This is a genomic window from Bdellovibrio bacteriovorus, from assembly GCF_001592755.1.
Taxonomy (GTDB): domain Bacteria; phylum Bdellovibrionota; class Bdellovibrionia; order Bdellovibrionales; family Bdellovibrionaceae; genus Bdellovibrio; species Bdellovibrio bacteriovorus_E.
Window position 1 is genome coordinate 175,311 of record NZ_LUKF01000002.1, and the last position, 24,951, is coordinate 200,261.

The 24,951-nt window shown below is 44.6% G+C and carries 18 protein-coding genes; 4 read left to right on the forward strand and 14 right to left on the reverse strand.

Annotated features, from left to right (window positions below):
• Positions 1–19: 19 nt before the first annotated feature.
• Positions 20–574: a hypothetical protein gene (locus AZI85_RS03665; RefSeq protein ID WP_063242850.1), complete on the reverse strand. Its 555-nt coding sequence runs from the start codon at positions 572–574 to the stop codon at positions 20–22.
• Between the two features lie 158 nt (positions 575–732).
• Entirely contained in the window at positions 733–1,509 is a 777-nt protein-coding gene (locus AZI85_RS03670; protein ID WP_063242805.1) for an alpha/beta fold hydrolase, read from the reverse strand.
• 115 nt (positions 1,510–1,624) lie between these two features.
• Here AZI85_RS03670 and AZI85_RS03675 point away from each other — a divergent pair, with 115 nt between their 5' ends.
• Positions 1,625–1,945: an ankyrin repeat domain-containing protein gene (locus tag AZI85_RS03675; RefSeq protein WP_301335684.1), complete on the forward strand. Its 321-nt coding sequence runs from the start codon at positions 1,625–1,627 to the stop codon at positions 1,943–1,945.
• Between the two features lie 106 nt (positions 1,946–2,051).
• Positions 2,052–6,098 (forward strand): tail fiber domain-containing protein, encoded by a 4,047-nt coding sequence (locus AZI85_RS03680; protein ID WP_063242807.1) that lies wholly within the window; start codon positions 2,052–2,054, stop codon positions 6,096–6,098.
• A 12-nt stretch (positions 6,099–6,110) separates the two neighbouring features.
• Here the strand turns inward: AZI85_RS03680 and AZI85_RS03685 are convergent, their stop codons facing one another.
• From AZI85_RS03685 to AZI85_RS03700, 4 genes are all read right to left on the reverse strand, one after another.
• Positions 6,111–7,778 carry a glycoside hydrolase family 13 protein gene (locus AZI85_RS03685; RefSeq protein ID WP_063242808.1) on the reverse strand — a complete coding sequence of 556 codons (1,668 nt, stop codon included), beginning with the start codon at positions 7,776–7,778 and terminating at the stop codon, positions 6,111–6,113.
• A 94-nt stretch (positions 7,779–7,872) separates the two neighbouring features.
• Positions 7,873–9,309: a fibrinogen-like YCDxxxxGGGW domain-containing protein gene (locus tag AZI85_RS03690; RefSeq protein WP_063242809.1), complete on the reverse strand. Its 1,437-nt coding sequence runs from the start codon at positions 9,307–9,309 to the stop codon at positions 7,873–7,875.
• Entirely contained in the window at positions 9,299–12,154 is a 2,856-nt protein-coding gene (locus AZI85_RS03695; protein ID WP_063242810.1) for a tail fiber domain-containing protein, read from the reverse strand. Before AZI85_RS03695 ends, AZI85_RS03690 begins: the two co-directional genes overlap by 11 nt.
• A 146-nt stretch (positions 12,155–12,300) precedes the next feature.
• Complete coding sequence (locus AZI85_RS03700) at positions 12,301–13,602, reverse strand: ABC transporter substrate-binding protein (protein ID WP_063242851.1); 1,302 nt, start codon at positions 13,600–13,602, stop codon at positions 12,301–12,303.
• 41 nt (positions 13,603–13,643) lie between these two features.
• Here AZI85_RS03700 and AZI85_RS03705 point away from each other — a divergent pair, with 41 nt between their 5' ends.
• Complete coding sequence (locus AZI85_RS03705) at positions 13,644–13,910, forward strand: metal-sensing transcriptional repressor (RefSeq protein ID WP_063242811.1); 267 nt, start codon at positions 13,644–13,646, stop codon at positions 13,908–13,910.
• Between the two features lie 28 nt (positions 13,911–13,938).
• On the opposite strand, the gene AZI85_RS17610 is transcribed toward AZI85_RS03705, so the two are convergent.
• From AZI85_RS17610 to AZI85_RS03715, 3 genes are all read right to left on the reverse strand, one after another.
• A complete protein-coding gene (locus AZI85_RS17610) occupies positions 13,939–14,106 on the reverse strand; it encodes a hypothetical protein (protein ID WP_155723910.1) in 168 nt (55 codons plus the stop codon).
• A 166-nt stretch (positions 14,107–14,272) separates the two neighbouring features.
• Entirely contained in the window at positions 14,273–16,987 is a 2,715-nt protein-coding gene (locus AZI85_RS03710) for a hypothetical protein (protein WP_063242812.1), read from the reverse strand.
• 188 nt (positions 16,988–17,175) lie between these two features.
• The gene (locus tag AZI85_RS03715; RefSeq protein ID WP_063204566.1) at positions 17,176–17,442 is read right to left on the reverse strand and encodes a hypothetical protein; all 267 of its coding nucleotides are present in this window, start codon (positions 17,440–17,442) and stop codon (positions 17,176–17,178) included.
• 147 nt (positions 17,443–17,589) lie between these two features.
• Here AZI85_RS03715 and AZI85_RS03720 point away from each other — a divergent pair, with 147 nt between their 5' ends.
• Entirely contained in the window at positions 17,590–18,369 is a 780-nt protein-coding gene (locus AZI85_RS03720) for a tRNA-uridine aminocarboxypropyltransferase (protein WP_081110900.1), read from the forward strand.
• A 123-nt stretch (positions 18,370–18,492) separates the two neighbouring features.
• Here the strand turns inward: AZI85_RS03720 and AZI85_RS03725 are convergent, their stop codons facing one another.
• The 5 genes from AZI85_RS03725 to AZI85_RS03745 form a co-directional block, all read right to left on the reverse strand.
• Positions 18,493–18,936 (reverse strand): hypothetical protein, encoded by a 444-nt coding sequence (locus tag AZI85_RS03725; protein ID WP_063242813.1) that lies wholly within the window; start codon positions 18,934–18,936, stop codon positions 18,493–18,495.
• A 13-nt stretch (positions 18,937–18,949) separates the two neighbouring features.
• Positions 18,950–23,392 carry an RHS repeat domain-containing protein gene (locus AZI85_RS03730; RefSeq protein WP_063242814.1) on the reverse strand — a complete coding sequence of 1,481 codons (4,443 nt, stop codon included), beginning with the start codon at positions 23,390–23,392 and terminating at the stop codon, positions 18,950–18,952.
• Positions 23,393–23,562: 170 nt separating this feature from the next.
• Positions 23,563–23,991, reverse strand: a complete 429-nt coding sequence (locus tag AZI85_RS03735; protein ID WP_063242815.1) for a hypothetical protein — start codon at positions 23,989–23,991, stop codon at positions 23,563–23,565.
• 42 nt (positions 23,992–24,033) lie between these two features.
• Positions 24,034–24,372, reverse strand: coding sequence for a hypothetical protein (locus AZI85_RS03740; RefSeq protein WP_253720825.1), 339 nt, complete (start codon positions 24,370–24,372; stop codon positions 24,034–24,036).
• An 81-nt stretch (positions 24,373–24,453) separates the two neighbouring features.
• Complete coding sequence (locus AZI85_RS03745; RefSeq protein ID WP_253720826.1) at positions 24,454–24,921, reverse strand: hypothetical protein; 468 nt, start codon at positions 24,919–24,921, stop codon at positions 24,454–24,456.
• Between the last annotated feature and the right edge of the window lie 30 nt (positions 24,922–24,951).

The window sequence follows — 24,951 nt, forward strand, 5'->3', positions numbered from 1 at the left end:
TTTTTTTCCTTTGAGAAAATTATTTCAACTTCACAGTCACGATTTCACAGATGCTGCCTTGAAGCAAAGAAGCTCCACGGTAAATCGTCGCATCTAAAACAGAGCTGTCACGAAGAGCTTCATCACGAGCCGACTCACACTCATCAAAGTAATGAGCGCAAACTCCGCCTTGATCTTTGTTTTCACAAACCCAATAGAATTTTTTTACAATCTTAGAATCAAACTTCACGTCGGCTAGTTCCGAGTGCAATTCAACCGAGCATACGATTTTAGCACGCCCGTCTTCTTGAACATCGTTTGTCCAACGATAAGTGAAATTCTTGTACTTCAACTCCACTCTCTGACTTTTGGCGATTTCGTTTTTACGAGCGTCAATATTGGCGATGAACTTTTCACAGCGCTCGCCCAATTCTTGAACTGTGCCTTTTTTACTCCAGTTCAGTACGCGGCCTGAGGGCTTTCCGAATGTGCAACGAGTGCCTTCTTCGTTACAACCAACACCTGTGTAATAAGGAGCCGCTTGGGCGATATTCCCTGCCACCAACAAGAAAAGAACAGCTAAAGTCTTCTTCATAGCAAAACCTTTCATTTAAGATATATCTGAACATTCGCCTTCTTAGCGAAATGCGCGCCATTCTTAGAAGGCCTTTAGAAGCGTTTTAAGCTTAGTCAGGTGACGATTTATTTGACAGTGAAACCCGAAAGCGGCTGGTAACCCGTGGAATACCCCATTTACAGAAATTCGGATACGATCTTTAAAATCCGCTCGGGATTTTCACGATGAGGAACGTGGCCTGTATTTTCAAGCAGGAAAAGATGCGAAGATCCTCCGGCGTATTGGCAGATAGTTTCGGGGAATTTTGCAGAACCGTATTCGTCGTTTTCGCCGTGAATAGCAAGAACGGGGCATTTTATTTTTTGTAAATCAGTTTGCAAATTCCATGATAAAAATTCGCTAGAAAGCCATACTCCAGTCCAAGCATCTAAAACCCACTGTGTTTTTTCGCCATGGTAGCGAGCCAGTTTTGAGAATGCCTTCGGATCAGAAAAATCCTTCTTTGCCTGCGTAATGCCGTCGATGGTTCTTTGTTCGACGAAGGCTTGAGCAGATTCGGTAATCACAGCTTGCGTGGCTTGCGGGAATTGTCCGGCGATAGCCACTGCCATAGCTCCACCCACACTGTGCCCGAATAGCACAAATTCCGTTAGGTTCAATTCTTTTGCGATAAAGGGAAAATAAAATTCCGCTTCTTCATTGATAAAGCGAATGGAAGGACGTTCAACCCGTGCCGTTGACTTTCCAAAACCGAGCCGATCGTAGGCAATCACGTCGCGGCCCGTGGTTTCACAAAGTCTCTGCGGAAAATCCTTCCAGAGTTCCACACAACCTAAGGAGTCGTGTAGTAGAACAATCGGTGCTCCCTTACTTTCGGCAGAGGACCACGTCTTCACAAAGAATTTCCCTTTGGGAATATGCACAAATTGTTCTGTTACTTGGATAAGAGCCATAAATCTATTCCAGCATCGTTCGCCTTTATCGTCATTACGCAGAGCTTGAATTCTGTTTACTCGTTTATCGCTTTAAGTTTATCCTTCTTTTATGTCGGCTGGTGATTGGAAAGAAATGTATTCTGCTGCCTCCTCAGGGAACATGGACCTGGTGCGGTACCATATTGAAAATGGCGTAAATCCTAATTATCAACATCCCGAAATTTTAGCGACTCCGCTGGTGGCGGCAATCTGTGCAGGTCATACGGATATCGCGCTTTATCTAATAGATAACAAAGCAGATCCAAATCTGAAATCCTTCTTTGATGATATGACGGCCGTAGAGGCCGCCCTTAGGTACAGGAATGAGACAGTGATCGAAGAACTTAAAAAACGTGGAATTCAGACAAACCCATCTTTCTTTGGTAAAATCATCAATCGTTTGTTGGCGAAGTAAAAGCCGTCTCGAATACAACCGCTCACGGACCAGAACGCAGCTCACATTCATCAATTGTGACGAACACTTCACACTGTAGTCCTTAGTATATGCCGATAAGTAAAGCATGGAACTAAGGTACGTCACTGGTATAACCATCTCATTATTAATATCGTTTTTATCCGCAAGCGCACTTGCAGCTCCGCCGGCTCTGACTTTTCAGGGACGCATTTTAAAAACGGACGGAACCCCCTTAGAGTATTCTAACGTCAGCTTTATTTTTCAAATCACAGATCCTTCAGGTCACTGTGTGATTTATCAAGAGCAAGTGACCGGCGTAAATATGGAGAATTCCAAAGGCATCTTTGATGTTCCCATCGGAAAAGGCGGCGTGAACTATCCTTTAAGTGGTGGCTTTACGGTTCTTGATGCTTTTAACAACGCGTCTCCTTTCACTTGCGGAGCCTGCAGTGGTTATAGTTGTACCGACAGCACAAGTACTTACAACGCTGTTCAAACAGATGGTCGATTGTTGCGTGTGCAATTTCACGACGGCACGGCTTGGCGTTTGATTTCTCCGGACAACGTGATTCGCTCTGTGCCCTACTCTGCATTTTCTCACTCTGCAAATAAACTTGGAACCAATGTCGCTTCAGACTTTCTTTTAAAGGCAGGTCTTCCGACTTGTAATGCCGGTGAGTTTTTAACTTGGAATGGAGCAGCCCTAACTTGTGCTGCCGTCAGCGGAGCCAGTGGCGGGACCGTCACCAACGTGACTTCGACGAATTCATATCTAAATGTAGCTAACGGCACATCGACTCCGGCATTAACTTTAAACGTCGGCACGACCGCGGGCACCGTCGCGGCTGGCGATGATTCTCGCTTTACAAATTCTCGCCCCCCGAACGGAAGCGCTGGCGGAGACCTCAGCGGAAGTTATCCGAATCCCACAGTTCAAAAAATTCAGAACACAGCCGTTGCAAGTTCGGCTCCTTCAAGCGGCCAATATTTCAAATTCGACGGAACCTCTTGGGCCGGAGCGGCCATTGCTATTAGTGATGTCAACAATCTGACAACAACACTAGGAACGTATTTAACCATGGCGGCATTTAATTCAGCTGTCGGTTCAGGGAACTGCGCAAGTCACCAAACTCCTTATTGGAATTCCGTCAGCAGTTCTTTTCAATGTCAGGCGATCAATGTTTCCGTTGCCGGTGATATCAGCGGCAGTATTGGTGCCGTGTCCGTCAACAAAATCAAAGGCGTTGATGTCGATACGACAGGATTAACCACGGGACAAGTTCTAAAATACGATGGCACGAAATGGGCTCCGGCGAGTGATAGCAATGCTGGAGGGACCGTGACAAGTGTTACAGCAGGAACGGGCCTTTCAGGTGGAACGATCACTACGACCGGAACTGTTTCATTGGCAAATACATCTGTGAGTGCCGGAAGCTATGGCAGTGCTACTCAAGTGGCTACTTTCACTGTCGATGCTCAGGGTCGATTGACCTCCGCCGGAAATGCAGCGATCCCGACTGCCAGCGGAACAACAACAGGTCTTTTATCTTCAACGGATTGGACGGCTTTCAATAGTAAACTAGGTACGACTTCAAGTTTTAGCGGCGATATCTCGGGCACTTATAATTCAACAAGCGTTGATAAAATCAAAGGTCGCAGTGTGTCTGCAACGGCTCCCACATCTGCTCAGTTCCTGGTCTATGATGGTTCAACACAATATGTGCCGGTATCATTAAGTGGCGATGCGACGATGGCCGCTAATGGCGCTATCACTTTGAAGAACACGGGCACTGCTGGCACCTACGCAAAAGTGACCACGGATGCGCAAGGAAGAGTGACCTCCGGAAGTACGCTTGCTGCTTCGGATATTCCAAATTTAGATTGGTCCAAAATCACCTCCGGTAAGCCAACGACTTTAAGTGGCTACGGCGTCACGGATGCCCTTCAAAACGCCGGGGCCACACCCAGCGTGCAAACAGGAACAGTCGCTGCTCGACCTGCAGCGGGAACAGCCGGCCGACTTTACGTTGGGTCTGATGACAACACTCTTTATCGCGACACAGGTTCTGCGTGGGTGAAAATTGGAGATGGAACTGGAACTGCTGGAGCTTTGACGGCGGTCACGGCAAGTGCGCCATTGGCATCCAGCGGAGGTACGACTCCAAATATCACGATCGCTCAAGCTGACACGAATACAAACGGCTATTTAAGCTCTACTGATTGGAATACATTCAACAGCAAATTGGGAACATCTTCAACATTTGCCGGAGACGTCAGCGGAACTTCAAGCACTACGAGTGTGGATCGCATCAAAGGCAAATCCGTTTCGCCAGCAGCTTATGCTGCAGGACAGACTTTGCGTTATGATGGTACAAACTGGGTCAATGCAGCTTTAGGTTTTGCAGATCTTTCGGGCAGCGTGACGACAGCACAACTTCCTGTCGTGCCCGTCTCTAAAGGCGGTACTGGCGTCAGCACTTTGACGGCAGATCGTTTGCTTGTCAGTAATGCCACGGGTTCGGCTGTAAGTGAGTTTAACTGTGCGATGGGACAGCTTATTACTTTTGATGCTTCGGGAGTGATGGGATGTACAACTTATGCTTCCCTTCCTTTTTATGCTAACGGTGGGAACTCGTTTGGTGGTAACGCCGTTATTGGAACCAATGATGCTTACAACCTTGGGTTTGAAACTGGTGGCACGACTCGCATGACTATTCAGAATTCGAATGGATATGTTGGTATTGGAACTGCTACTCCAACTCGCGTACTTGAATTGAACTTTAATACGACGACTTCGAATGGATTTCAGTCAACGAATACAAATACTGCCGGTTCTTCATCGATCACTCTGGCCGTAGGCACAAATCAAGTTTATCTAGGCACCTGGGGTACAACGTCCCCAGCAGGCATGGTCACTTACCTTCAATCAACGGCCACGAACACGTTTGATATAAGTACCCATTTAGCCCAACCTATTACAATCTCCACTAACAAAAGTTCGGGCGCTGCCGCATCTGAAAGAATGCGCTTCACTTCGGCGGGACTTATCGGGGTCGGCACGAACAATCCGTCGGCGAATTTTCACATCGCAGGCAACTTACTCACTGGAAGCGCAACGACTCAGAAAGTAGTCAGTACGAACACGACTTCGACGGCAACTTCAAACATCAATAGTGCAGGCTTTTACCAATACGTCGATAACAGCACCGCCAATTCTAATTCGAATCAGGTTCTTCGTGTCGAGTATATTCGAAATCCAGCGGCCACCGGTGTGCCGACTTCATTTGATGCTTTGATTACCGCGGCAAATGCAAACATCAATTCCAATGCACCTTACAACCTGCGCGGCGTAAATGTCGAAGGTCCCATCGTAGCCACCGGGGTGACGCTAAATACTTGGAGAGGCGTTTCCATTGGAGCCCCATCGGGTGCGGGAACTGTTACGAACAGATACGCGCTGGTCACCGATCCTGCCGCAGGATTTGTCGGGTTAGGAACTGTGACACCTCAAGCGCAGCTTCACATAACGAGTGCAAACAGTTATGCCGCTATTATGTTAGGTAACGATGGTGGCAGTAACAATATTCATATGACCCACGAAGTGGATGGCACTTTCGCTTTGTTTAACGGCACCGTGGGCGCCGGTACGACTTTATTGTCCATTACTGCTGCGGGAAATGGCTGGCTGAAAGGGACTCTGACTCAAGCCTCGGATGTTCGACTAAAAAAAGACATTCAGACAATGCCTGAAGAATTGAATAAAATTCTTCAAATTCGCCCCGTGACTTATCACTGGAAAGAGGAAAGTCGCAGCAAAGAAAAACAAATTGGTTTCATTGCTCAAGAAGTTGAAAAAATTTATCCGGAACTTGTGCAAAACAACCGTGATGGAAATAAGTCGGTGGCTTACTCAAATTTCGTAGCTCCGATCATTAAGGCTCTTCAAGAGTTCTATGCGCAGTGGTCAAACCACAGTCAAAAGATTGATCGCGAAATAGCATCCATCCAAGAGGAAAATAGCTCCTTAAAAAGGCATGTTCAACAAACGCAGCAAGAGCTTGAGCGAGTCAAAAAAGACAATCTTCAAAAAGAAAAAGAACTGCAAGAAATGAAAGCCCGCTTAGAAAGAATCGAAAAAAGTCTTTCTAAGTAGGCTTTTTAGGAACTAAATCTTGTAAACACGCGTCTCGTAAGGACGAAGATCCACCTGCTCTAGGTTTGCATGTTCCGCGACCTGATAATTGGATAAAAGCATGTTTTTCGAATTCAAGGTCATACCGGTTTCGCTGAACTTCGCAGGTTTATCCGAGATATTGCAGATCACTAGCATCTTTGAACCTTCTAAAGTCCTCACATAGGCATAAACTTGCGGATCTTTTTCCATCACAAGCTGATAACTTCCATATATAAAAACTTGATGTTCGCGGCGAAGCTGAATCAATTTTTTGTAGAAGTTAAAAATTGAATTCACATCTTGGCGCTGCTTTTCAACATTGATCTCTTTATAGTTCGGATTGACCTTCAGCCACGGTTTACCCGTTGTGAAGCCCGCATTGGCTTCGGCACTCCACTGCATCGGCGTGCGCGCATTATCGCGAGAAGCGTTGGCGAGTTCACGCGTGATTTCCGCGTCGGATGCGCCCTGCTTTCTGCGGATCGCAAAATGATTTTTTGCCGAGACATCGTTGAAATCTTCAGGTCCATTGAAAACTGTATTCGTCATACCGATTTCTTGACCTTGATAGATTAGCGGAGTCCCCTGCATTAAGAAATACATCGCCGCGATAGACGTCGCACTTTCGCGCCAGTAATTTTTAGCGTCTCCCCACTTTGAAATAATACGAGGCACATCGTGGTTCTCTACAAACAAAGCATTCCATCCTTTGTTGTCTAACTCTTTCTGCCAACGTCCAAAAACCTCTTTGACCTTTAAAAGGTCAATGCGTTTTTCGGGATTTGGATCCCACAAACCAACGTGCTCAAACTGAATGACCATGTTGAATTTCTTTTGCGACTCTCCTACCCACTCGTCCGCATTTTCTGCAGAGACACCGTTGGCTTCTGCAATCGTCATGATATCGTAGTGAGAAAACGTATTCTTACAAAGATCCGTCAGATATTCTTGGATGCCTTTGACGTTCATGTGCTTATCGTAGGAAGGCACATATTCAAGACCTTTTGGATTTGGCATATCTGCCAATCCTTCTTCTTTTTTTGCGTGGCTGATGGCATCGACGCGGAAACCATCAATGCCTTTATCCAACCACCAGCGGATCATCTTGTAAACTTCTTGGCGCATGCCTAGATTTTCCCAATTGAGATCCGGCTGCTTCGCAGAGAAAATATGCATGAAGTACTGATTGGTTAATTCATCATATTTCCAAGCAGAACCGCCGAAAATGCTTTCCCAATTGTTAGGCTCTTTGCCGTTTTTGCCATCTCTCCAGATGTACCAATCTCTTTTGGGATTGTCTTTGGACGAACGAGACTCGATGAACCAAGGATGTTCATCACTTGTGTGATTGATGACGAGATCAATCAGAAGTTTCATTCCTCGCTTATGTACCTCGCTTAAAAGAGTGTCGAAGTCCTGCATCGTACCGAATTCAAAATGAATGTCTTGATAATCGCTGATGTCATAGCCGTTATCGTCTTGCGGGGACTTGTACATCGGACTCATCCAAATGACGTCGATGCCAAGCTCTTTCAAATAATCTAATTTTGAAATGACACCTTGGAGGTCTCCCATGCCATCGCCGTTAGAATCCATGAAACTGCGAGGATAAACTTGATAGACGACAGATTCTTTCCACCATTTTTTGGACGGCGCCATGTTCCCACCTTTTATAAAGACCGATGGGACTGATAAGAACAAAAAAGCAGCAAGGTGTCACTTGCTGCCGTGTCTTGTCAGAGGCTTTTATACATTATCTTAAGAAAAATTTGAAAGTACAGGAGCCCTTACCATTGTAACAGACCTCGGTGGCTTTATAGGCAGGAACGACACCTTCGTTGCCAGATAAGAAGGCAATATTAAAGGCATCCGAAGAGTTGTAATTGTCATTGGCATTTTGCCCCGCACATCCTGCTGTTCGACTGGTGTGACGTAGATTCCCGGCACATTTTGTACTGTTGTAATTCCAGTTTCCACCGGCAAGGTCAATGATCGCGGCTCCACTGTTGTATTGAGGCGAAATAAACATGGCATCCGTTGTATTCACCAATGTCGAAAACTGCTCTGGATTCAAAGAAGCTTGGGTGTTCGCGACGGCGGGTTTTGCCACACTGGCAAGACTGTAGGTATTGACCATAAAATCATTCGGAGTAGAAGCCGTCACTGTTCCATTAGAATGCGCAACGAGTGTCCAGCCACCGCCACTCGTCGTCATATCACAGTAAGCCTCGTATGCAGCGCCGGCTCCCGCACCGTCGGGGTCAATTGTATAAATACCGTCTCCCTTTGAGGCCCCGGCATTTAAGATCGCTTTGCACGATGAATACACCGTGTGCGTGTCGGTTTCCTTCATCCACAGATTTACCTCAGCCACGCCATGGGACGCGCCCATATCCTCTGAAGCTGGAATACCTGGAGGAGTCGTTCCCCACGTTACGAAAGAACCAACCGCATAGTACCAATTACCATGATTAACCGAACCATCAATGTAGGAGGATGTACTTGCTAAACCATGGGTTCCGCCCGAGAGCTCTAAGCCTCCCCAATAGTTGGAATAGGCTTGAACGAATTCAGTCGTGTAGCCTGCGACATCCACGTCAGCGCGCGGACTCGTTGTCTGCCACCATAAGTTTTTAAAACTTTCCCCCGGCCAAGTTAAACGGAAGTGATAACGATTGGTCGGAGTTCGAAAGTAGTCCATTTGGTTTAAGATGGAATACAGTCCATTGTTCGGGTCCGAAGTATTTTTAGAGTCCGCATCTGCATTGCTCGCAAAAAATCCTGAAGCATGCTGATGTTTGAAGACACGCGTCCAGCCCCCACCGTCGGTCGTCATGTCACAGTAAACCGGATACGGAGAAGAACCCGAAGGATCAATGTGATAAATGCCGTCGCCTGTAGACCCACCGTTATTCAAAATATCCCAACAGGACTTACAGTTTTGAAGTGTGACACTCGGAACCGAGGCCGCACGAAACGCGGTCCACTCTGCCGCCGTTTTGGTAGGTACGAAGTAATCTCGTGACGCGTGCGCATTCACTACTTTTTTGCAGACGTTGTGAGCATAAATAGCTTTTGTGGTTCCTCGCAAAACTTTAAAACCACTATCGACAGTATCAATTCCCATCAGGGAAAGACCTAGAACTAAAAATAAAGATGATTTTAGAAAAAGACTGATTTTACTTGCCATTGAGAAGTGCCTTTTCCAATCTTTCAAGGCGCGCCTTCAATTCCTGATTCTCTTTTTCGAGCTGTTCGAATCTCTCTTCGGACTGCGCACTCACCGATGCGATACCTCTTTGACATTGCGCCTGGGCTTGAACACGTTGGTGGTGCTCTTCCTTCAATGCTTCGACTAAAATCGCGACGATGTTTCCGTACTGTACGGCTTTATATCCAGAGTTTTTATCGGTCTTCACTAATTCAGGATAAACCGCTTCAACTTCTTGGGCAATGAAACCGACTGTTTTTTCATTCGTGTTTTTCCAGACGAAATTCACGCCGCGAAGTTTTAATAGTTTTTCCAAAGCTTCAGGTAAAGTAACAACGTCCTTTTTCAAACGCGCATCCGAAGTATAAAGGTAAGCCGTGGCTTTTACGTTGCCATTCACTTCTAAGGCTTCGCTCGGTGCTGTCGTATTTACACCGACGTTACCTGTGCTTAGAATCGTAATCTTGGCAGTATTACTTGCACCAATCTGTAAAGAACTGGCTATTGAATTCGTTATACCAGAACCGATGGTCACCGAGTTAGACGCACTCACCGTATTGCCTCGTCCGGCAATATAAGCATTGCCAGCGTTGGACACCGTATTGCTTCTTCCAAACAAGTCCAATCCATAAGAGAAGTTAGCAAGTGTGGTCGATATCGTATTGCTAGATCCGACGATATTCATACTACTGGCATTTCCGCCGCCCGAATTAGTGATCGAGTTCGAAGCACCGAAGATCCAGTTTGAAGCGTTCGTGAAATTGGTATTGCTATTACCTAAAATAGCCGGACCATTCACCTGCAAATTCGCTACAGGAGTGACTCCAATACCGACTTCACCCGATGACAAGACTGTGATCCGTGCCACATTGTTTGTCTTGATATCTAAATTTGCCGCCGTCGTAGTCCCTAAGGAGGTCGCCACGCCAAAGTTATTTCCACCATTTACGAAAACGCCATCTGCTCCTGTTTTCGGTAAATCCGCAGAAGCCAATGTTCTGAAGGCTGGTGCTCCCGTTCCCGAAGCAGGTCCCGCAAATACGGTATTCTGAGCTTGATTGGCGAAGTTAGAAGCCCCGACTGAAATGGCCTGACAGACAAACGTATCAGTCGCAGATTGATACGTGAGCGTCTGTGAAGACGTACAAGCCGAGTTTGCAAACACTCCACCAAAAGGAGTGATCGTCGCTTTGATATCATCTAAATTAACCGTGCTTAAGCGAGTCACCCATGAAAGATTTCCCGAAGCGTCGGTGCCCAAAACTTGATTTGCGGAGCCAACCGCTGTCGGCCACTTTAATACATAAGACGTTGTGACCGCCGTCGGTGCTTGGACCATCACTGTGTTACTTCCTGAATCACGATAAACGGAAGAGCTTACACTGATACTGCCGGCGTTGAAGTTTCCAGAGCCATCGCGCTTCACAATCGTGGAAGCCGTATTTAAATTCGTCGCCGCGTTTGCCGCGACTGTTGCCGTATTGATATTAGCGGCCGTGGATCCGCCAACAGAATTGACTGTTGCGGCCACTGAACCAGAACCACTGGCGCTGACATCTCCTGTCAGAGCCGTGATTGTTCCGCCAGCGTTATTATCAGAAGAAGGAACCCATTTAGCTCCATCATATTTTAAGAACTGACCATTTGTCGGAGCGACAGAGAAATCAACAGGCAAACCTTTGATTTTATCAACACTCGTGGCACCTTGAGTTCCCGAAACATCGCCCGCCAGACTTCCGGTAAAGTTCGTCGCTGTTGCAGCTGTCGTCGCACTTGTTGCTGTTGTCGCAGTAGATGCACTGCCTACACTTAAGCTTGATGCATTCGTGCATTGCCAACCTGTCGTCACATTCCAAGTTAATAACTGACCGGCGGCACAAGATAAAGGAGCCAACGTGTCGCCCGTCGAAGAATCCGTCATCACAAGACGGTTCACTCCTGGGTTAGAGAACAATTTCGCGGTACTGATTGCAGCATCTGCGATGTGTGCCGTCTGCACAGCTCCGTTTGCAATACCCGGATTAGGATAGGTCCCAGAAAGCGCACCACCTGCAGCTCCATTTGGAGGTCGAGAGTTCGTGAAACGCGCATCATTTCCGGCAGCCACAGTACCTGCCACCGTGCCTACATTCAGTGTAATTTCAGGATTCACCGTATCTGCGGATACGGAAAGATAAGGAGAGCTTCCTGCAGATGCGGTGACGGTTTGAACGGTCCCCCCACTTGCACCGGATACTCCGGCGCAACCAAATTTTTTGGTGGTTGCATCCCAAGTTAAAAAGTTTCCAGCCGAACAATTTAGATTGTCATTCACTTCCGTTTTTAAAACAAAATCAGTTGAAACATGCGAACCTAAAGTCGCAGCAGAAGCGGCAAAACCCGAGTAAGGAACAGAACGAATTTCACTATCAGGAGAAATCGTCTGCCACTGAGATCCGTCGTGAAATTTCACTCTTAAAAAGCGACCGTCCGTTAAACCGGGGTTGTAGGGCGAACCACCATCACAAGTTAAAGCAGCTCCATTACTGAACGCATCCAGGATTGTAAACGTCGGTGCTAAAGGATAGCTATGCGAAGCGCCGATTTTCACATCGAACACACCGCTTGAGTTCGTCATATCGATGTGATTCAGTTGCTCTCGGTAAAGAACGCAAACTTTGTTGGGAGCAAGAATCTCAAACTGAAATGCGACGGCGTTGTATTCTAATGGAACGCCAGAGCTTTTAATAATGCGTCCCTGATATGTGAGGGCCGCTGGAGCCGCATGCACGGATCCACCGTAGGATAACAGAGCTAATACCAGTAACGTTCCTGCCTGTTTCATACTTATCTTGTCGGAATCTTGATAAGGAAACCTTAGTTACAATATGGGAATACTTGGGTTCTTCACGTTGTAAATTTGATGTGAGGTGGAAACTGCTGGAACCAGACTTTTCCTCTGAAAATAACCATTTTCAGAGGGAAATCATACTAGCGGAGGGAATCACTGTGAGAGGATGACCACTTCAAGAAAACGATATTCGCTAACAAAACGGCGCCTAAAGAAGCATAGACGAGAAACTTGAAATCTTCAGTACTTGGAAGCAGACTTCCGGCACCAAAAAGTATCAACGTCGCCATCGTTGTGGTCAGATGACTGAAGGAATTGAGCTCTCCTCTTTTACCTTCGGGAATCATTCTTTGCCGCAATTCAAATTCTCCATTGGAAAAACCGTAAAGGCCGATGCGTGAAAGAAGAATACACGCCAAAAAGACATAAATTCCCCAGGACGTTCCCATCGAAAACGCAAAGATCGCGCAAATTAAAGTCAGACCTTGAAATCCTAAGTGCAGCTTCGAGCTTTCAATGAGCCCCGTTTTTCTAACCAGATACGGAAACGTCAAAGTCGAGATCAGACCAAAGATCGCGCCCAATCCTCGGAATAAACCAATCTCTGCTTCCGGCAATGACATACGGTCTTTTAAATATCCCGCCAACAACACCCCATGAGGACTTAACACCGATAACCAAAGCAAGGCATAGCTGAAAATCAACCAGAAGATCGGATTGGCAACAGCTTCTTTAATATTAAATTGAAAAAGCTCTTTCCAGGATTTCACGGAACTGACTTCCTTTAATTTCAGTCTCGACTTCTGAACCACGTTAATCAGAAGAACATATTCCGGAACGAACGAGATCAGATTCCATAGAGCGATCAATAACAATCCAAAGTGATGGCTGTAGATGGAGCTTAAAGCAAAAATCGCCCCCGCTAAAATAGGAGCACCCACTTCAGTTCCTAAATCAATGCGGCGAAGCCAGCTGTTAAAATCCGTTAGCTTTTCGGGAGGAACGATAGACGGTGCTAGGTCATTTCCAACCGAAATATCAGTAATGACGGAACCTAACGAAGCCATAATCCCAAAGATTGAAAGCAAGACAAAAAGAGGAATTATAGATGAACCGCTGATGTGAGACAGCGACGCGCTGTGGGCGACCTCATCTAAAACAAAGAATGTCGTCACGCCTCCTAATACAGCAAAGAATTGAATCCACACTCCGATCTTTATGATACGAATTCTTTGATTGGCATCAATCCATCTTCCCACCCAGGGAGTTAAAAGGAAGCTGCCGATTTTAATAATTAAATAATAAAGAGCGGCGATTTGGATCTTACCCGGAAATACGTGAAGAAGCGCAAAAGGAATAACGAAGTCCCATGCCTGATCACCTGATCTGGTCAGTAAACGTCCTAACAAAAGCTGATTTTCGGTCTTTAAAAAGTTTTTCATGAGTCTTGACATCCTATCCCCGGGGAGGGGATATTTAGCACATGTCACACAAAAAGCAACACACAAGTCATGAAGAGGTCTCAAAGAGGCTGAAGCGAGCGAAAGGACATCTTGAGACCGTCATCAATATGATTGAAGACGAACGCGAGTGTGTTGACGTCGCCCGTCAACTTCATGCCGTTGCGAAAGCCATTGCTGCCGCGAAAAGTGTTTATATCCACGATCACATTGAACACTGCCTAGACGGCAGCCATAAAAATATTGATTTGGACGAGATCAAAGAAATCACCAAATATATCTCGAACTAAAATTCATCAAAGAAGAGCTCAGATAAACTTATCGAGCCTTTTGATGATTCTTATCCTTCTGATTCGGATTTGGTTTATCAGAGATCTTGCTGGTTGAACGCGGACCCGGTCCGCTGTTGACGTGAACTTCAGGATGCCTTGCGGCTTCTTCTTGCTTTACATCGTCGGCGTCGCGAGATCTTTCTTTTGTGCTCATTGATCCTCCTTGATGAAGGCCATTTTCTCACGACGATTGACGCCAAAAAACTTTTGATTCAAGGTCTTGTGGCTTTGCACTATTGGGAGTGCTCAAATCCGCACATCATTTTTTTTGATTATGACGAAGAGCAAACCAACAGAGGTCCTTCACGACCTTTTGTTAGTTACTCAAATTTCACGACTATATTTCTTTGCTGTCTGCTATCTGCGCCTTTAACGCCTGGAAGAAGCACCACCGCACCTTCTGACCAAGAATGCACCCGGACCGCCTCCGCAACATAGTACTCTGTAGAAAGCGTGTTGATAGCACCCGTGCCTTTGATAGCTCCTGCTTCAGTGATTTGCGCATATCCTACTTGCAGATCAGTCACTGCAACAGTTAAGTCCTGATTCATAAGATAAGTAAAAAAGCGGATATTGTTGTTTTCATCAAAACTGATATCAGAATAAGTTGGAGATTTTCCCGGGAAAAGTGTTGTAGGAAGTTCAAGCCCGCCCACGGAATTAAAGCTTGTATCTAGCACACCATTGTCGTTAATTCTCGTAATATAAGTTCCTAGCGATGTCGGTGAAGTTAATATCAGGATCGGCATAACAACACGGTCTTTACTATCCATCTGAAAAGAGGTGGTCCCCATCAATGCCATAAAGTTCGGATCTAAAATTGAACTATTCCACTCCCCATTTGTTCCGTATGTGGAATCCAAAACTCCAGCGGTTGTCAGTCGGAGCAACGTTATTGGAGGTAACGCTGACGTGAAGGGTCTCAGTGGAAAAATACCGGCTACGACAGCTCTTCCTTTTGAATCGATAAAGAGATTGAATGGCAAGTACGACTGATCGACCATGCCATCTAGTTGAACTGAAATAAATTTTCCATCCATTCCATAGGTCGTATCAAGAACTCCGGAGGAGTTTAAACGAGCAACGGCGACACGCGGATACTCGAAGTTAGAGATAATCTCTGCAATATAAAGTCCCACATAGATGCTGCCACTTCCATCCGCTTTGACATCAATGCCTTTAGTAATTTCAGAAGATTTCTTGGCTAGATACATGCGAGGTTGGTACGTATCAAAATCGACGTTGTTTGATCCGGTAAAAGAAGCGTCAGAGGATCCGCTAGATAAATAACGACGAACGATCAAGCGAGAAATGGCTCCCGTATCATAGACGGCTCCAACAACGACTATTCTTCCTTGTGAATCAATATCAAAAGAACCATACACGACGTCTTGAATAGCCAGATGACCTTGATCCGCAAAACTTGTATCTAATGAACCTGTTGTTTTAAAACGGCTGATATAAGCAATATTACCGTCATCTAAAGCGGAGACCGTCTGCATCACATAGATACGACCTTCTTTATCAATAGCGGTTTTTTGTATTAGACCAGGCAGAGGAGTTAATACGCGGAAATCAAAAACCTTAGTCCCCGTCGTGTTGAACGAAGCATCCCATGTCCCATTAAGATTGAGCTTCTTCATCCAGGCTTCTGATCTTGGCAGCGTGGTTGTCGCGTCATCGTAGGTAAGCGCTGCATAGTCAATCACATAGATGGCACTAGTGTCTGCAACCGTGTTTGAATTATATATGTAGTTGAGATTGAAGACGCCATCCCAAGAAAAAATCCCGGCTGTGGCAAAAGTCGCATCAAATGCGCCGCCCGCAGAAAGACGCCATAGAAGACCTTTTTTAACTGAAGTTCCGAAATTGCGGCTGATACCAGAGACGTAAATATTATTGCTGGCATCGATCCACATTGTATCTGGAGTTTCATAAAAGTTGGCACCAAGTGACGCTGCTGTTCTAGAGCCCGAAGCCCCGAAGGTGGTGTCCGCCGCACCTGTTGAGGTTCGTTTCCAAACAATAAAGTCGCCACTGCTAGAGCTGCCTGTATCTCCCGCGACAAGAATACTTCCATCCGCAAGAACCAAAACACGGCGTGCGTGCGCTTCGGGTGCAGAAAAAGTGCTGATTCCATTTGTACCGAAGGTGGCATCAAGGCTTCCATTTAAATTAATTTTCCAAAGTTGGGCTTGATCGTTGGCACTCATTCCTGCAGCCGTCCCCCGATAGCCCGCAATGAGGGCTCGCGTTCCACCATCACTGAAGGAAAGATCAAAGCCCCCCGAAAATCCGGAGGTGACTCCACCACTCACTGTTCCTCCAAGGACCAGCTCACCGCTTCCCGCCAAGGAGGTATCTAGATCACCATCATCATTAAAGCGCCACACCATCGCACGTGTGCTGCTTGTGCTTGTATCCACGATGCGCGAACCAACGACCCAAATACGGTTGGACGAATCCACGTGTATTTTTCGAGGTAACACTTGACCATCGTATTCAATAACGGCTTTCCCGTTGTCACCGAAAGACGTATCCAGCGCTCCAGAGGCTTGGAATCGATAGAGGTTTAAATTCTTGTTGTCGAAAAATGCAAGACCAGAGCCGTTCGAAGCAAACAGAATGCGACCCTGGGAATCCAAAGCAAAACTGTAGAGGAGCCCCGGGTGGGTTTGGTTAGGAAGTCTTTCAATAGCGGGCACAACAACACCGCCGCTGCCAAAGCTTGTGACCAAAGACCCATCTTTATTGAACTTAGAAAAGCTAATAGAGTCCCCAGAGCGAGACGCAACTAGAATTTTGCCGTTACCGTCTTCGAAAGCAGCCAAGGGTTCTTCTTGCGCATTGAGATTGTAAGCAATCTGTCCCGAAAGCTTTTCGTCAGGAGAGTAACTGCTATCTAAAACACCTTTGAATTCGTAAGGCGCTAGCGAAGTTGCAGGAGAAAGTTGCACATCAAGACTGCAACCTAAAAGAATTGTCGGAAAAACCAATCCGAATACTCGCAAAGAAACGTGCCACAAATACGTCATATGGAGTACTTATCGGCTAAATCCGTAGTATTCTCGATAATTAGACCTTTGTTCGTGCTCCGCGGTGTTCGGTTAGTCTCATGATGAGACACTCTGTGAAAACTGCCAGATGATGTCTGAATAAGGTCATTTATATTTCGAAACGACCTCGATAGGCACCCGATCCAATGACGTCATTTTATGGGCAACTATTTATTTTTAAACCCCAGAATATCAACGTAAGTAACACCTTTAGCTACTGAAGAGGAAGGCGTCGCACGTTGTCCTTTGATAAGAATCTTTCCGTCTTTGAAAAGCTCTTTGTACTGAGTGCGCGTGATTTCGCGAAGATTCAAATCTTCACTTTGCGCTTTGATGGCAGCAAGAAGAACAGCATCCAAACGCTTTTCAGATCTATTAAGCTCCAAAACAATGCGGAAGGATTTCGGTGGCTTTGGAGGAATAAAATCTTGCATGACAGTTCTTCTTTCTTTTAACGGTCCGAAGGTTGTAACGATTCCAGGGTAAAAAGGCAACCCCCGGGGTACCTAGACCTCCCCTTTTGAAGATTTTGCGAAGCCCGATCTTATGAGACGCTATCAGCGTCACCTGGGAGCAAGCTGATGAACATTGAAACCTATCTAGAACAACGAAAACGCCAAAGCGAAGCCCTGCCAAACTATCGTGAGCTTTGCACATCTTGCATCCAACCCAAATTTTCCTGCTACTGCCGTCACATTGAACGCTTCCATCCCAACATCGACTTCATGATCCTAATCCACCCGATAGAAGTCCGCCGCCGCATCGCCACCGGGCGCATGTCCCATTTATGTTTAGAAGGTTCATTCTTAATTCGAGGCCAAGACTACACGAACGTAGATGAGGTAAACCAGATTCTGGCAGATGAAAGTCGTCAGTGTATGATCCTCTATCCAGGAAAAACCTCGACGAATCTAACACCATTGAATGCTGAAGAAAGAAAAAATCTGTTTGATCCTTCAAAGAAGTTAACCTTGTTCGTCATCGACGGCACATGGTTAACCGCAAAAAAGATGATGCGACAAAGTCAGAATTTATTGAACCTACCCCGCATCTGTTTTTCACCAGAAAAACCATCCAACTTCCGCGTGCGCAAGCAACCGCATAGCGCGTGTTACTCAACCCTTGAGGCTATTCACCACACAATTGAACTTTTGGGCGAGAGTCAGGGATTTGAAGTCTCTTCGCGAGTTCACGATAGACTACTGCATGTTTTCGATTCGATGGTGGAGTTGCAGCTGAGTTTTATCAAGAAGGCGGATGAGATTGATAGTCCGAAGCGGTATCGCAAGCCGACTTCCGTAGATCGAGAAACTAGCTTAAACTTCCAGGGGACTTCATCTAGAGTTTTGCTCAAGGTATGACTAAAAAGTTCGCGCAAACATCTGTTGGCACGATTGCGATAATAGGATGGATTTGTGAGAACGATTAAGAGACAAAACTTAAAGCGACCGAGCGGCCGCCTTCTGGGTTTTATCTTTTTGCCTCTATCTATCAATCCACCGTTCTAAGATCTTTTTCTCGTCTCCACGGGAGACATCTCCCGACGAAGATTTTTTCCAATTTTCTTTTTCAAAAATTACAAGTTTAACAAGCAAATTGTCAGGAGAATTCTGCTGTAATATTTTACTTACGACATTCTGCTGTTCCAAATCCGTAACTCCATAAATAGTCACATAAAGATATTTTTTCATCAAAAAACTAATTCGTAGTTCACAAAACATTGCTTTGCCTGTTGAACTAATCGGACTCGCAGGGATACTAACAGAACTACTAATTTTTTCGAATATAGAATGACAGCCCTCGTAATATTGTTGATCTTCGCGCGTCAAAACGGCCTCACTCAGTGCTAAACTTTTATAAAACCATACACTAACATAAGCGAATACAACAGTTATCACTAAAGACCCGACCACTAAGTTTCTTCTCATATTCTAACTCCTTTTAGAACCCTACAGCTTTTGCGGGAATATTGGAAGGTACAACCCCTCCAGCTGCGCGGATTACTCGATATACGAACGTGTTGCTATTATTAATCCCCGAACCGAATGGATTATTTGAATACGTCCCTGGCGTTAATATGCTAAACTGATTAAAAATTTCTTTGTCGAAATCATCGGCCGATCTACCGCAAATGCCTTGGCTAACATTCGCACTATAATTGGTAAAGCTATCTCTTGGATCATTGACACTTTTAACTCCAGTCGCCCCGGGAAGAAACCCCATTCCTCCTTCGGCAAAGACACTCAGCGTAATAGGCTTTGATCCTAGAGAACTTCCCGATTCTGGTGTGATAACAAGATAACAGTGAGAGGCCGCACTAAATCCAGATACAGGACGACAGTGGACATCAGTCCGAAGCCCACTTGGATCAACAAAATTAACTGGGTCCTGCAATGTATATCCATAAAGGTTAGAGTCACCACCCTTAAATCTAATCGGGTCTTTATTTGTCCATCTTCCAGTTTCCGGATCGAAGTCTCTCGCACCAAATCTTACAAACTTGGTGTCGGCATCATAAAGACCGCCAGCAAACCCAAATGGAACTAACCCAGGGTTCGTATCCAGGCGTACATTGCCGAATTCGTCGTGATCCATTTTCTGAAGGAATGTCCCATCAACTGCATTCACAACGGCGCGTAGGGATCCTTGTCTGTTCGTTACGATTTTATATTTAGTTGTTCCCATAATCATGTATTCGGGCACATTAGCTTTTAAACCATAAACGAAACGCTTTACTAAATTTCCAGAGGCATCAAGCTCAGCTGCAATTCTGAACTGATCCTGATAGATCCATCGTTTTTGCAAAACACCATTTATTCTTTTACCTGTTCTTCTGTTGAAACTATCTATCTCATACTCAATGATATTACCGTTAGCTAAGATTACTTTCGTAAGGTTTCCAAAATCATCATAAAAGTATTCTGTCGTGCCTAGCAAAACATATGGCCAACTGGTGACATTATAATCTGTTCTCGTCTCGAGCTCGCCATCTCTTTTATATGTGAACTGTGCAGAATAAGTTTTATTATTCAAAGTGTCGTCAATTGTCATGTAGTCTAAGCGTTCATCGTTAGAGTAACTATATATAATATCCTTATTATTGATGGTTGCCGTCAGCCTTGCATTATTAACAACTATACCATTACCGAATAAATCATATTCGTAAGTATTAATTTTAGTTACTGACGGAACGGTATCCGTAGTGTTCGAAGATCGCTTTAGTCTTCTATTCGTATCGTACTGATAAATTTCAGTATCTTGTACACCATCCAGATTCTGTAGTTTTCCAACTATCAAGCCTCTAGTAAGCTCGATATCAAAGCTTTCTTTATAGATCGTCACACCATTGTGCTTAACTAATATCTGAGAAACATCGCCGTAAGAGTTATGTGCAATTTCTTCCGTAACGTTATCAACTATTGATCCCGAAGATTGACCGTTAGAATCATATGTAAGAGTAGCGCCACCAATACTCGATAACCGTAGGCCAGAGTCGTACCCATATGTTAATTGAGATGTTGCGCCCCCTACTACTACCTGGTCTTGCTGAGTTAAACCATTTAATGGCGCAAGGACATAGGAATATGCTCCGATAAGATTCCCGACCTGATCTTTATAAGTAAATTGAACAGGCACATTGCCCGTGTAACTTATTTCCGTAGAGAGCCCAGCAGGAGTAATTATGCTAGAAACTAAACCGTTGGCGTTATGCGAATATATATATTCGCCAGCTGAAGTCGTTACCTTCGTTAATACCCCCGTTAAAAGTCCATAGCTGTAAGTAACGGTTCTCCCCGAAGGCTTTTGAATTTGAGTTAATTGCTTATCGGCGTTGTATACGTATGAAGTTGTATTTCTTAAAAAAGTTCCATTCACGCCAACGTAAGGAGTCGAATAACTGTTAATCAAGTCATTTATGTCGAAAGAAAAATCATGAATTCTATCTGTAGCCGAATAATCTCCTATGCTCACTTTAGTATTATTTCCGGCGGAGTCATACGCGAAACGAACTTGAAGACCGTTATTGTCTAGCATCGCAGACAGTCTGCCATAAATATCATAACCCAAAGTATAGATATTTGAATATTCGGAATCGGAAACTGTTTCCAGCTCGCCCCAAATATTGTAAGTGAATGTATAACCTCTTTGCCCCTGCCAAATACCAGTCATTAAATCGTTAGAATAGGTATACGTGGTGGGCAATAAGTTACCGATCTTTTCTGACACAACTCTTTGATATGCATCGATCTTTATCTCCGTTGTAGGCCTTCCAGGCGACACAGTCGTGAACGTTTTTGTTGTAGGGTTATAAGTCGTCGTTTTAGTTAAAGAGCCAAGAGTATCAGTTACAGTCATTGCTGATATTGAATAAGGGTCATTTACATTGCCCAACGTAACTGATTGAGTGGAGGTTGAAGAAATATCGATGCCATTTGGAAGCTCAAGTACTTTGCCAGCAGGATAACGTGATTCAGGAAATCTAGGGTCAGGCAAGAAATCCGTCGTAAGGATTGAGCCACTTGACTCAAATATTTCTTGAGAATTGTTAAAAGAACGAACCGAAGAAATACCGTTAGGCGTCGTTACCGTTTGCTTTGTCATTCCTGATGCAAGATCTTCGATTTTATACAGCGTGCTTCTATTCATTCCTGTAATACGCGCCACCTCATAGTTCGTTGGCGAATTGACTGTTTTTATCAAATCAAAGAAAAATCCTGAAGGTTTAGCATCCTTGATAAGGTTACCGTTTGTATCGTATGTAAAAGTATTGAGCAGTCCTCTTGAATCAGCAAAAGTTGCTAAAAGATTTTGTCCATTGAATGTAAAGCCATATCCTGACTGGGTACCACCATTATGCAATACATAGGTACTACTTAATTTATCATTGCCATCGTAGTTGAACCTTGTTGCGAAAGCCCCGATATCCCATCCTTTGGGAGAAACATCTTGAAAGCCTCGCGGCGCAACTATGTAATCGAGTTTGTTATTGAGTCTTTTAAACTGCGTAGTTAAATTAAATGGTTCAACTATCGAAATCAAATTCCCCTGGGCATCATAGTTGAAAGTAAATACGGTTGCTCCAGTAAGGCCAAGCTTTGTAAAAACAATTCGTCCCATCGAATCAAAATAATAAACCAGACTTCCATCTGTCTCCGCCACTGAATGAGCAACCCCCGTCATTCCAGAAACAACCTTCCCTTGAACCTTTCTTATTTGTCCGTCACCGCTGAAAAGAGTTTTTGCCGCGTCACTGTAAAACTGATAGATGCTAGGAACAAAACCGTTCAAACCAATTTTTTGTGCGTTAAAGCTACCCAGTGCTATATCTTGGGTTTTCACAAAGGGCACAGCAGAACTAGACAAATACTGTTTTGCCGTAACTGTAAATTTTCGTGGTCCGATCTCCACAATATTACTTTTATTTTTTCCATCCCAATCGAATGAAAATACTAGATTGCTTTGATTTGGGATATTGAGGTTGGAGCTGTAGGATCCATCTGCAGATGTGACAGTCACATCAAAAGCATTGGTATCGGAAGCTGCACTTGCTCCAGTCAACGGAAGCTTCAATTTATAGTCGCCAGGTCTCTTATTATAGTGAGAGAAATAATTAAGCTTAAACTTATCTATCCCTGCAAGAGGGATACTTTCTCCAACAATCTGGTTGTCTACATGGACAATTGATCCGCAAGTCATCGTGTTGTTTTCGCGCAGTTCGTTAGCTACTTTTCCTAAACCAACCGACGTTGTCGGAATGGGGCTGACGGGTCCCCAGAATATTTCGAACGATTGATAAAATGGTTTGTTCGCAATCCCGTTTGAATAGTCAGATGTCCAGATTTGCTTAATTGGCACATCACATTCAATTTGAATAGGAACAAGGTTGCCTTTGAAGTTATTCGGAACCGAATAGCCAATAATTATGTAATTGCTTCCATAGTATGCATCTTCATTAGATATACAGTTATAAGACTGTCCCGGGGCAACATCTAAGTTGGCAGTAATATGGACTTCATAGTGAGCACCAACATAGTTGGCGTCATAGCAGGTGGGAGTTGCTTGAGCGATCATGAATCGAACCGCATTAACATTAGGTTGAACAATAGTGAAGGACGCATCGTAAGCACCCCTTGATGACCCGATTCCAGCGCAAGTACTTTCTGTATGTGGATTGCAGTAAATGGATTGTGGTGAACAGTTCGCGACGCTCACCGCGCCATTCGTCATTGCATCTCCAAAATTCGTTGTAATAGTAGAAGGATCGGAGAGCTTGTATAAATAAGAGGTTGAACTAGTGGACACCCCAGGGAGCACTTGGGAATGCACAGAGAAAGGTATTGAAGAAAGCAGCACAAGTAACAGATGGCTTTTGGAGATCAACATACACACTCCTCACTTTGCGAATGGTATGATCGTAACTAAAAAAGGCGCAGAATGCTAAAACTAACTAACAACCGCCTCTAAACAATACGATGTGTATAAAGAAACGGTTAATACAAACAATCTTTTGATTTTTTTGTCTTTATCTTTACAGGAATATATCGGATACGGAGTTATCGAATACGGCATTTGTTACCGTAAAATCCCGCTCTTGAAATTGTACCATTAGCACCAATCTCAAAAAAGGTACTGCATGTATATGTAAGACTGCGAGGAGGAAGTTTGTCGGCATTAGATTCGTAGACTGCTTCTTTTCCAAACGGTAGATAATAGTCCATAATCATATAGTGCGGTTTTTCACCGATAACTTTTTGAAGAGGCGCGGCAGGCGCAAGATCAGAGTCTATTAATTGAAAATAGATCAACTGCGTTCCATCATCATTTTTGATAGTTTTGGCTGGTTCGCCCCACGCTTTCTCAAGCTCTTGAGGCGTAAATCCGATCCAACCATCAATTTTCTTTTGATATTTCTTTTCGGTGGCACATGAAGTGATACCGACGCTTAAAACAATAAAACAGGCGACTTTAAAGAGAGACTTCATTTCCCCTCGGTTTGCCATGAGTTTCCAGCACGACTAGAATTACTAGCGACGCTTTACAAACTGCTCAAAATTCTTTTTATTCGCAAAATACAGCACGTTACCAGCAGGGTTCGCGGCAATGACGGCACTCGCTTTATCCACGGTTTTTCCGGTCAAAGCGTCTTTTGCGGTTCTTGCATTTTGGTTTTCGCTTAAGGTCTTTTTACAGTTTTCGCAGCAACCGTAATAGGTTTTGCCAGCTACGGGTACTGGAATTTGGGGTCTTGCGAAATGCGTTTCGTTCACCATGCAAACTTCTTTATTTGGAACGATCTTCCAGTCCGAAGCAAATCCAAAAACCGAAAACATGAATGTCATTGCGAACGCGATAAGAAATTTCATTTCGATACTCCATTTTGTAGTGGGCACATGGCTCCCAATTTAGAATAGGAGCCTTCAGGAGCTTTTGTGACAGGAGGTCAACTACGGGCTAGCTGTTTCCTCTTCAGAAGGGCTTTGCTGTTCTGTTTCTTCATCATCCTCATCATCAGGAGGAAGCTCAGCTTTATTCTTCTTTAGATTTTCATCGACGACAGATGAGGGTGTTTTAGCCAAAACGGAATTACAGACCTCTTTTGATCTAAAGAAGTGCTTCCACATTTCATCGTCCGTTTTACCTTTTAGCTCTGGATCTTGTAACTCCGAACCCATATAAGAGCTAAATTTCGCATATTCTTTTTGGCGTTTCAAACGAGGAAGCTTTCTTTCCCCATCACACTCCCCTTGAGAGGCTTTTCCACCTTCTGCGATAAAGCTGTAAGCTTTCGGTGGAGTTTTTCTTTTCGCCAAAGCATAAGAACCCGGACTCAAGATAGGTTGAAGAAGTAGGACGCACGCAACAGTCAGTATTTTTTTAAATCGAATATTCAACATATCCAAAAATGCTAACAAGAAAACAGCCCCAAGAGAAGTTTTCTTGCT

What these genes read in the sequence shown, in the direction of transcription:
- AZI85_RS03665 (WP_063242850.1), bottom strand. Translation starts at nt 574, where the DNA reads ATGAAGAAGACTTTAGCTGTTCTTTTCTTGTTGGTGGCAGGGAATATC.
- AZI85_RS03670 (WP_063242805.1), bottom strand. Translation starts at nt 1,509, where the DNA reads ATGGCTCTTATCCAAGTAACAGAACAATTTGTGCATATTCCCAAAGGG.
- AZI85_RS03675 (WP_301335684.1), top strand. Translation starts at nt 1,625, where the DNA reads ATGTATTCTGCTGCCTCCTCAGGGAACATGGACCTGGTGCGGTACCAT.
- AZI85_RS03680 (WP_063242807.1), top strand. Translation starts at nt 2,052, where the DNA reads ATGGAACTAAGGTACGTCACTGGTATAACCATCTCATTATTAATATCG.
- AZI85_RS03685 (WP_063242808.1), bottom strand. Translation starts at nt 7,778, where the DNA reads ATGGCGCCGTCCAAAAAATGGTGGAAAGAATCTGTCGTCTATCAAGTT.
- AZI85_RS03690 (WP_063242809.1), bottom strand. Translation starts at nt 9,309, where the DNA reads ATGGCAAGTAAAATCAGTCTTTTTCTAAAATCATCTTTATTTTTAGTT.
- AZI85_RS03695 (WP_063242810.1), bottom strand. Translation starts at nt 12,154, where the DNA reads ATGAAACAGGCAGGAACGTTACTGGTATTAGCTCTGTTATCCTACGGT.
- AZI85_RS03700 (WP_063242851.1), bottom strand. Translation starts at nt 13,602, where the DNA reads ATGAAAAACTTTTTAAAGACCGAAAATCAGCTTTTGTTAGGACGTTTA.
- AZI85_RS03705 (WP_063242811.1), top strand. Translation starts at nt 13,644, where the DNA reads ATGTCACACAAAAAGCAACACACAAGTCATGAAGAGGTCTCAAAGAGG.
- AZI85_RS17610 (WP_155723910.1), bottom strand. Translation starts at nt 14,106, where the DNA reads ATGAGCACAAAAGAAAGATCTCGCGACGCCGACGATGTAAAGCAAGAA.
- AZI85_RS03710 (WP_063242812.1), bottom strand. Translation starts at nt 16,987, where the DNA reads ATGACGTATTTGTGGCACGTTTCTTTGCGAGTATTCGGATTGGTTTTT.
- AZI85_RS03715 (WP_063204566.1), bottom strand. Translation starts at nt 17,442, where the DNA reads ATGCAAGATTTTATTCCTCCAAAGCCACCGAAATCCTTCCGCATTGTT.
- AZI85_RS03720 (WP_081110900.1), top strand. Translation starts at nt 17,590, where the DNA reads ATGAACATTGAAACCTATCTAGAACAACGAAAACGCCAAAGCGAAGCC.
- AZI85_RS03725 (WP_063242813.1), bottom strand. Translation starts at nt 18,936, where the DNA reads ATGAGAAGAAACTTAGTGGTCGGGTCTTTAGTGATAACTGTTGTATTC.
- AZI85_RS03730 (WP_063242814.1), bottom strand. Translation starts at nt 23,392, where the DNA reads ATGTTGATCTCCAAAAGCCATCTGTTACTTGTGCTGCTTTCTTCAATA.
- AZI85_RS03735 (WP_063242815.1), bottom strand. Translation starts at nt 23,991, where the DNA reads ATGAAGTCTCTCTTTAAAGTCGCCTGTTTTATTGTTTTAAGCGTCGGT.
- AZI85_RS03740 (WP_253720825.1), bottom strand. Translation starts at nt 24,372, where the DNA reads ATGAAATTTCTTATCGCGTTCGCAATGACATTCATGTTTTCGGTTTTT.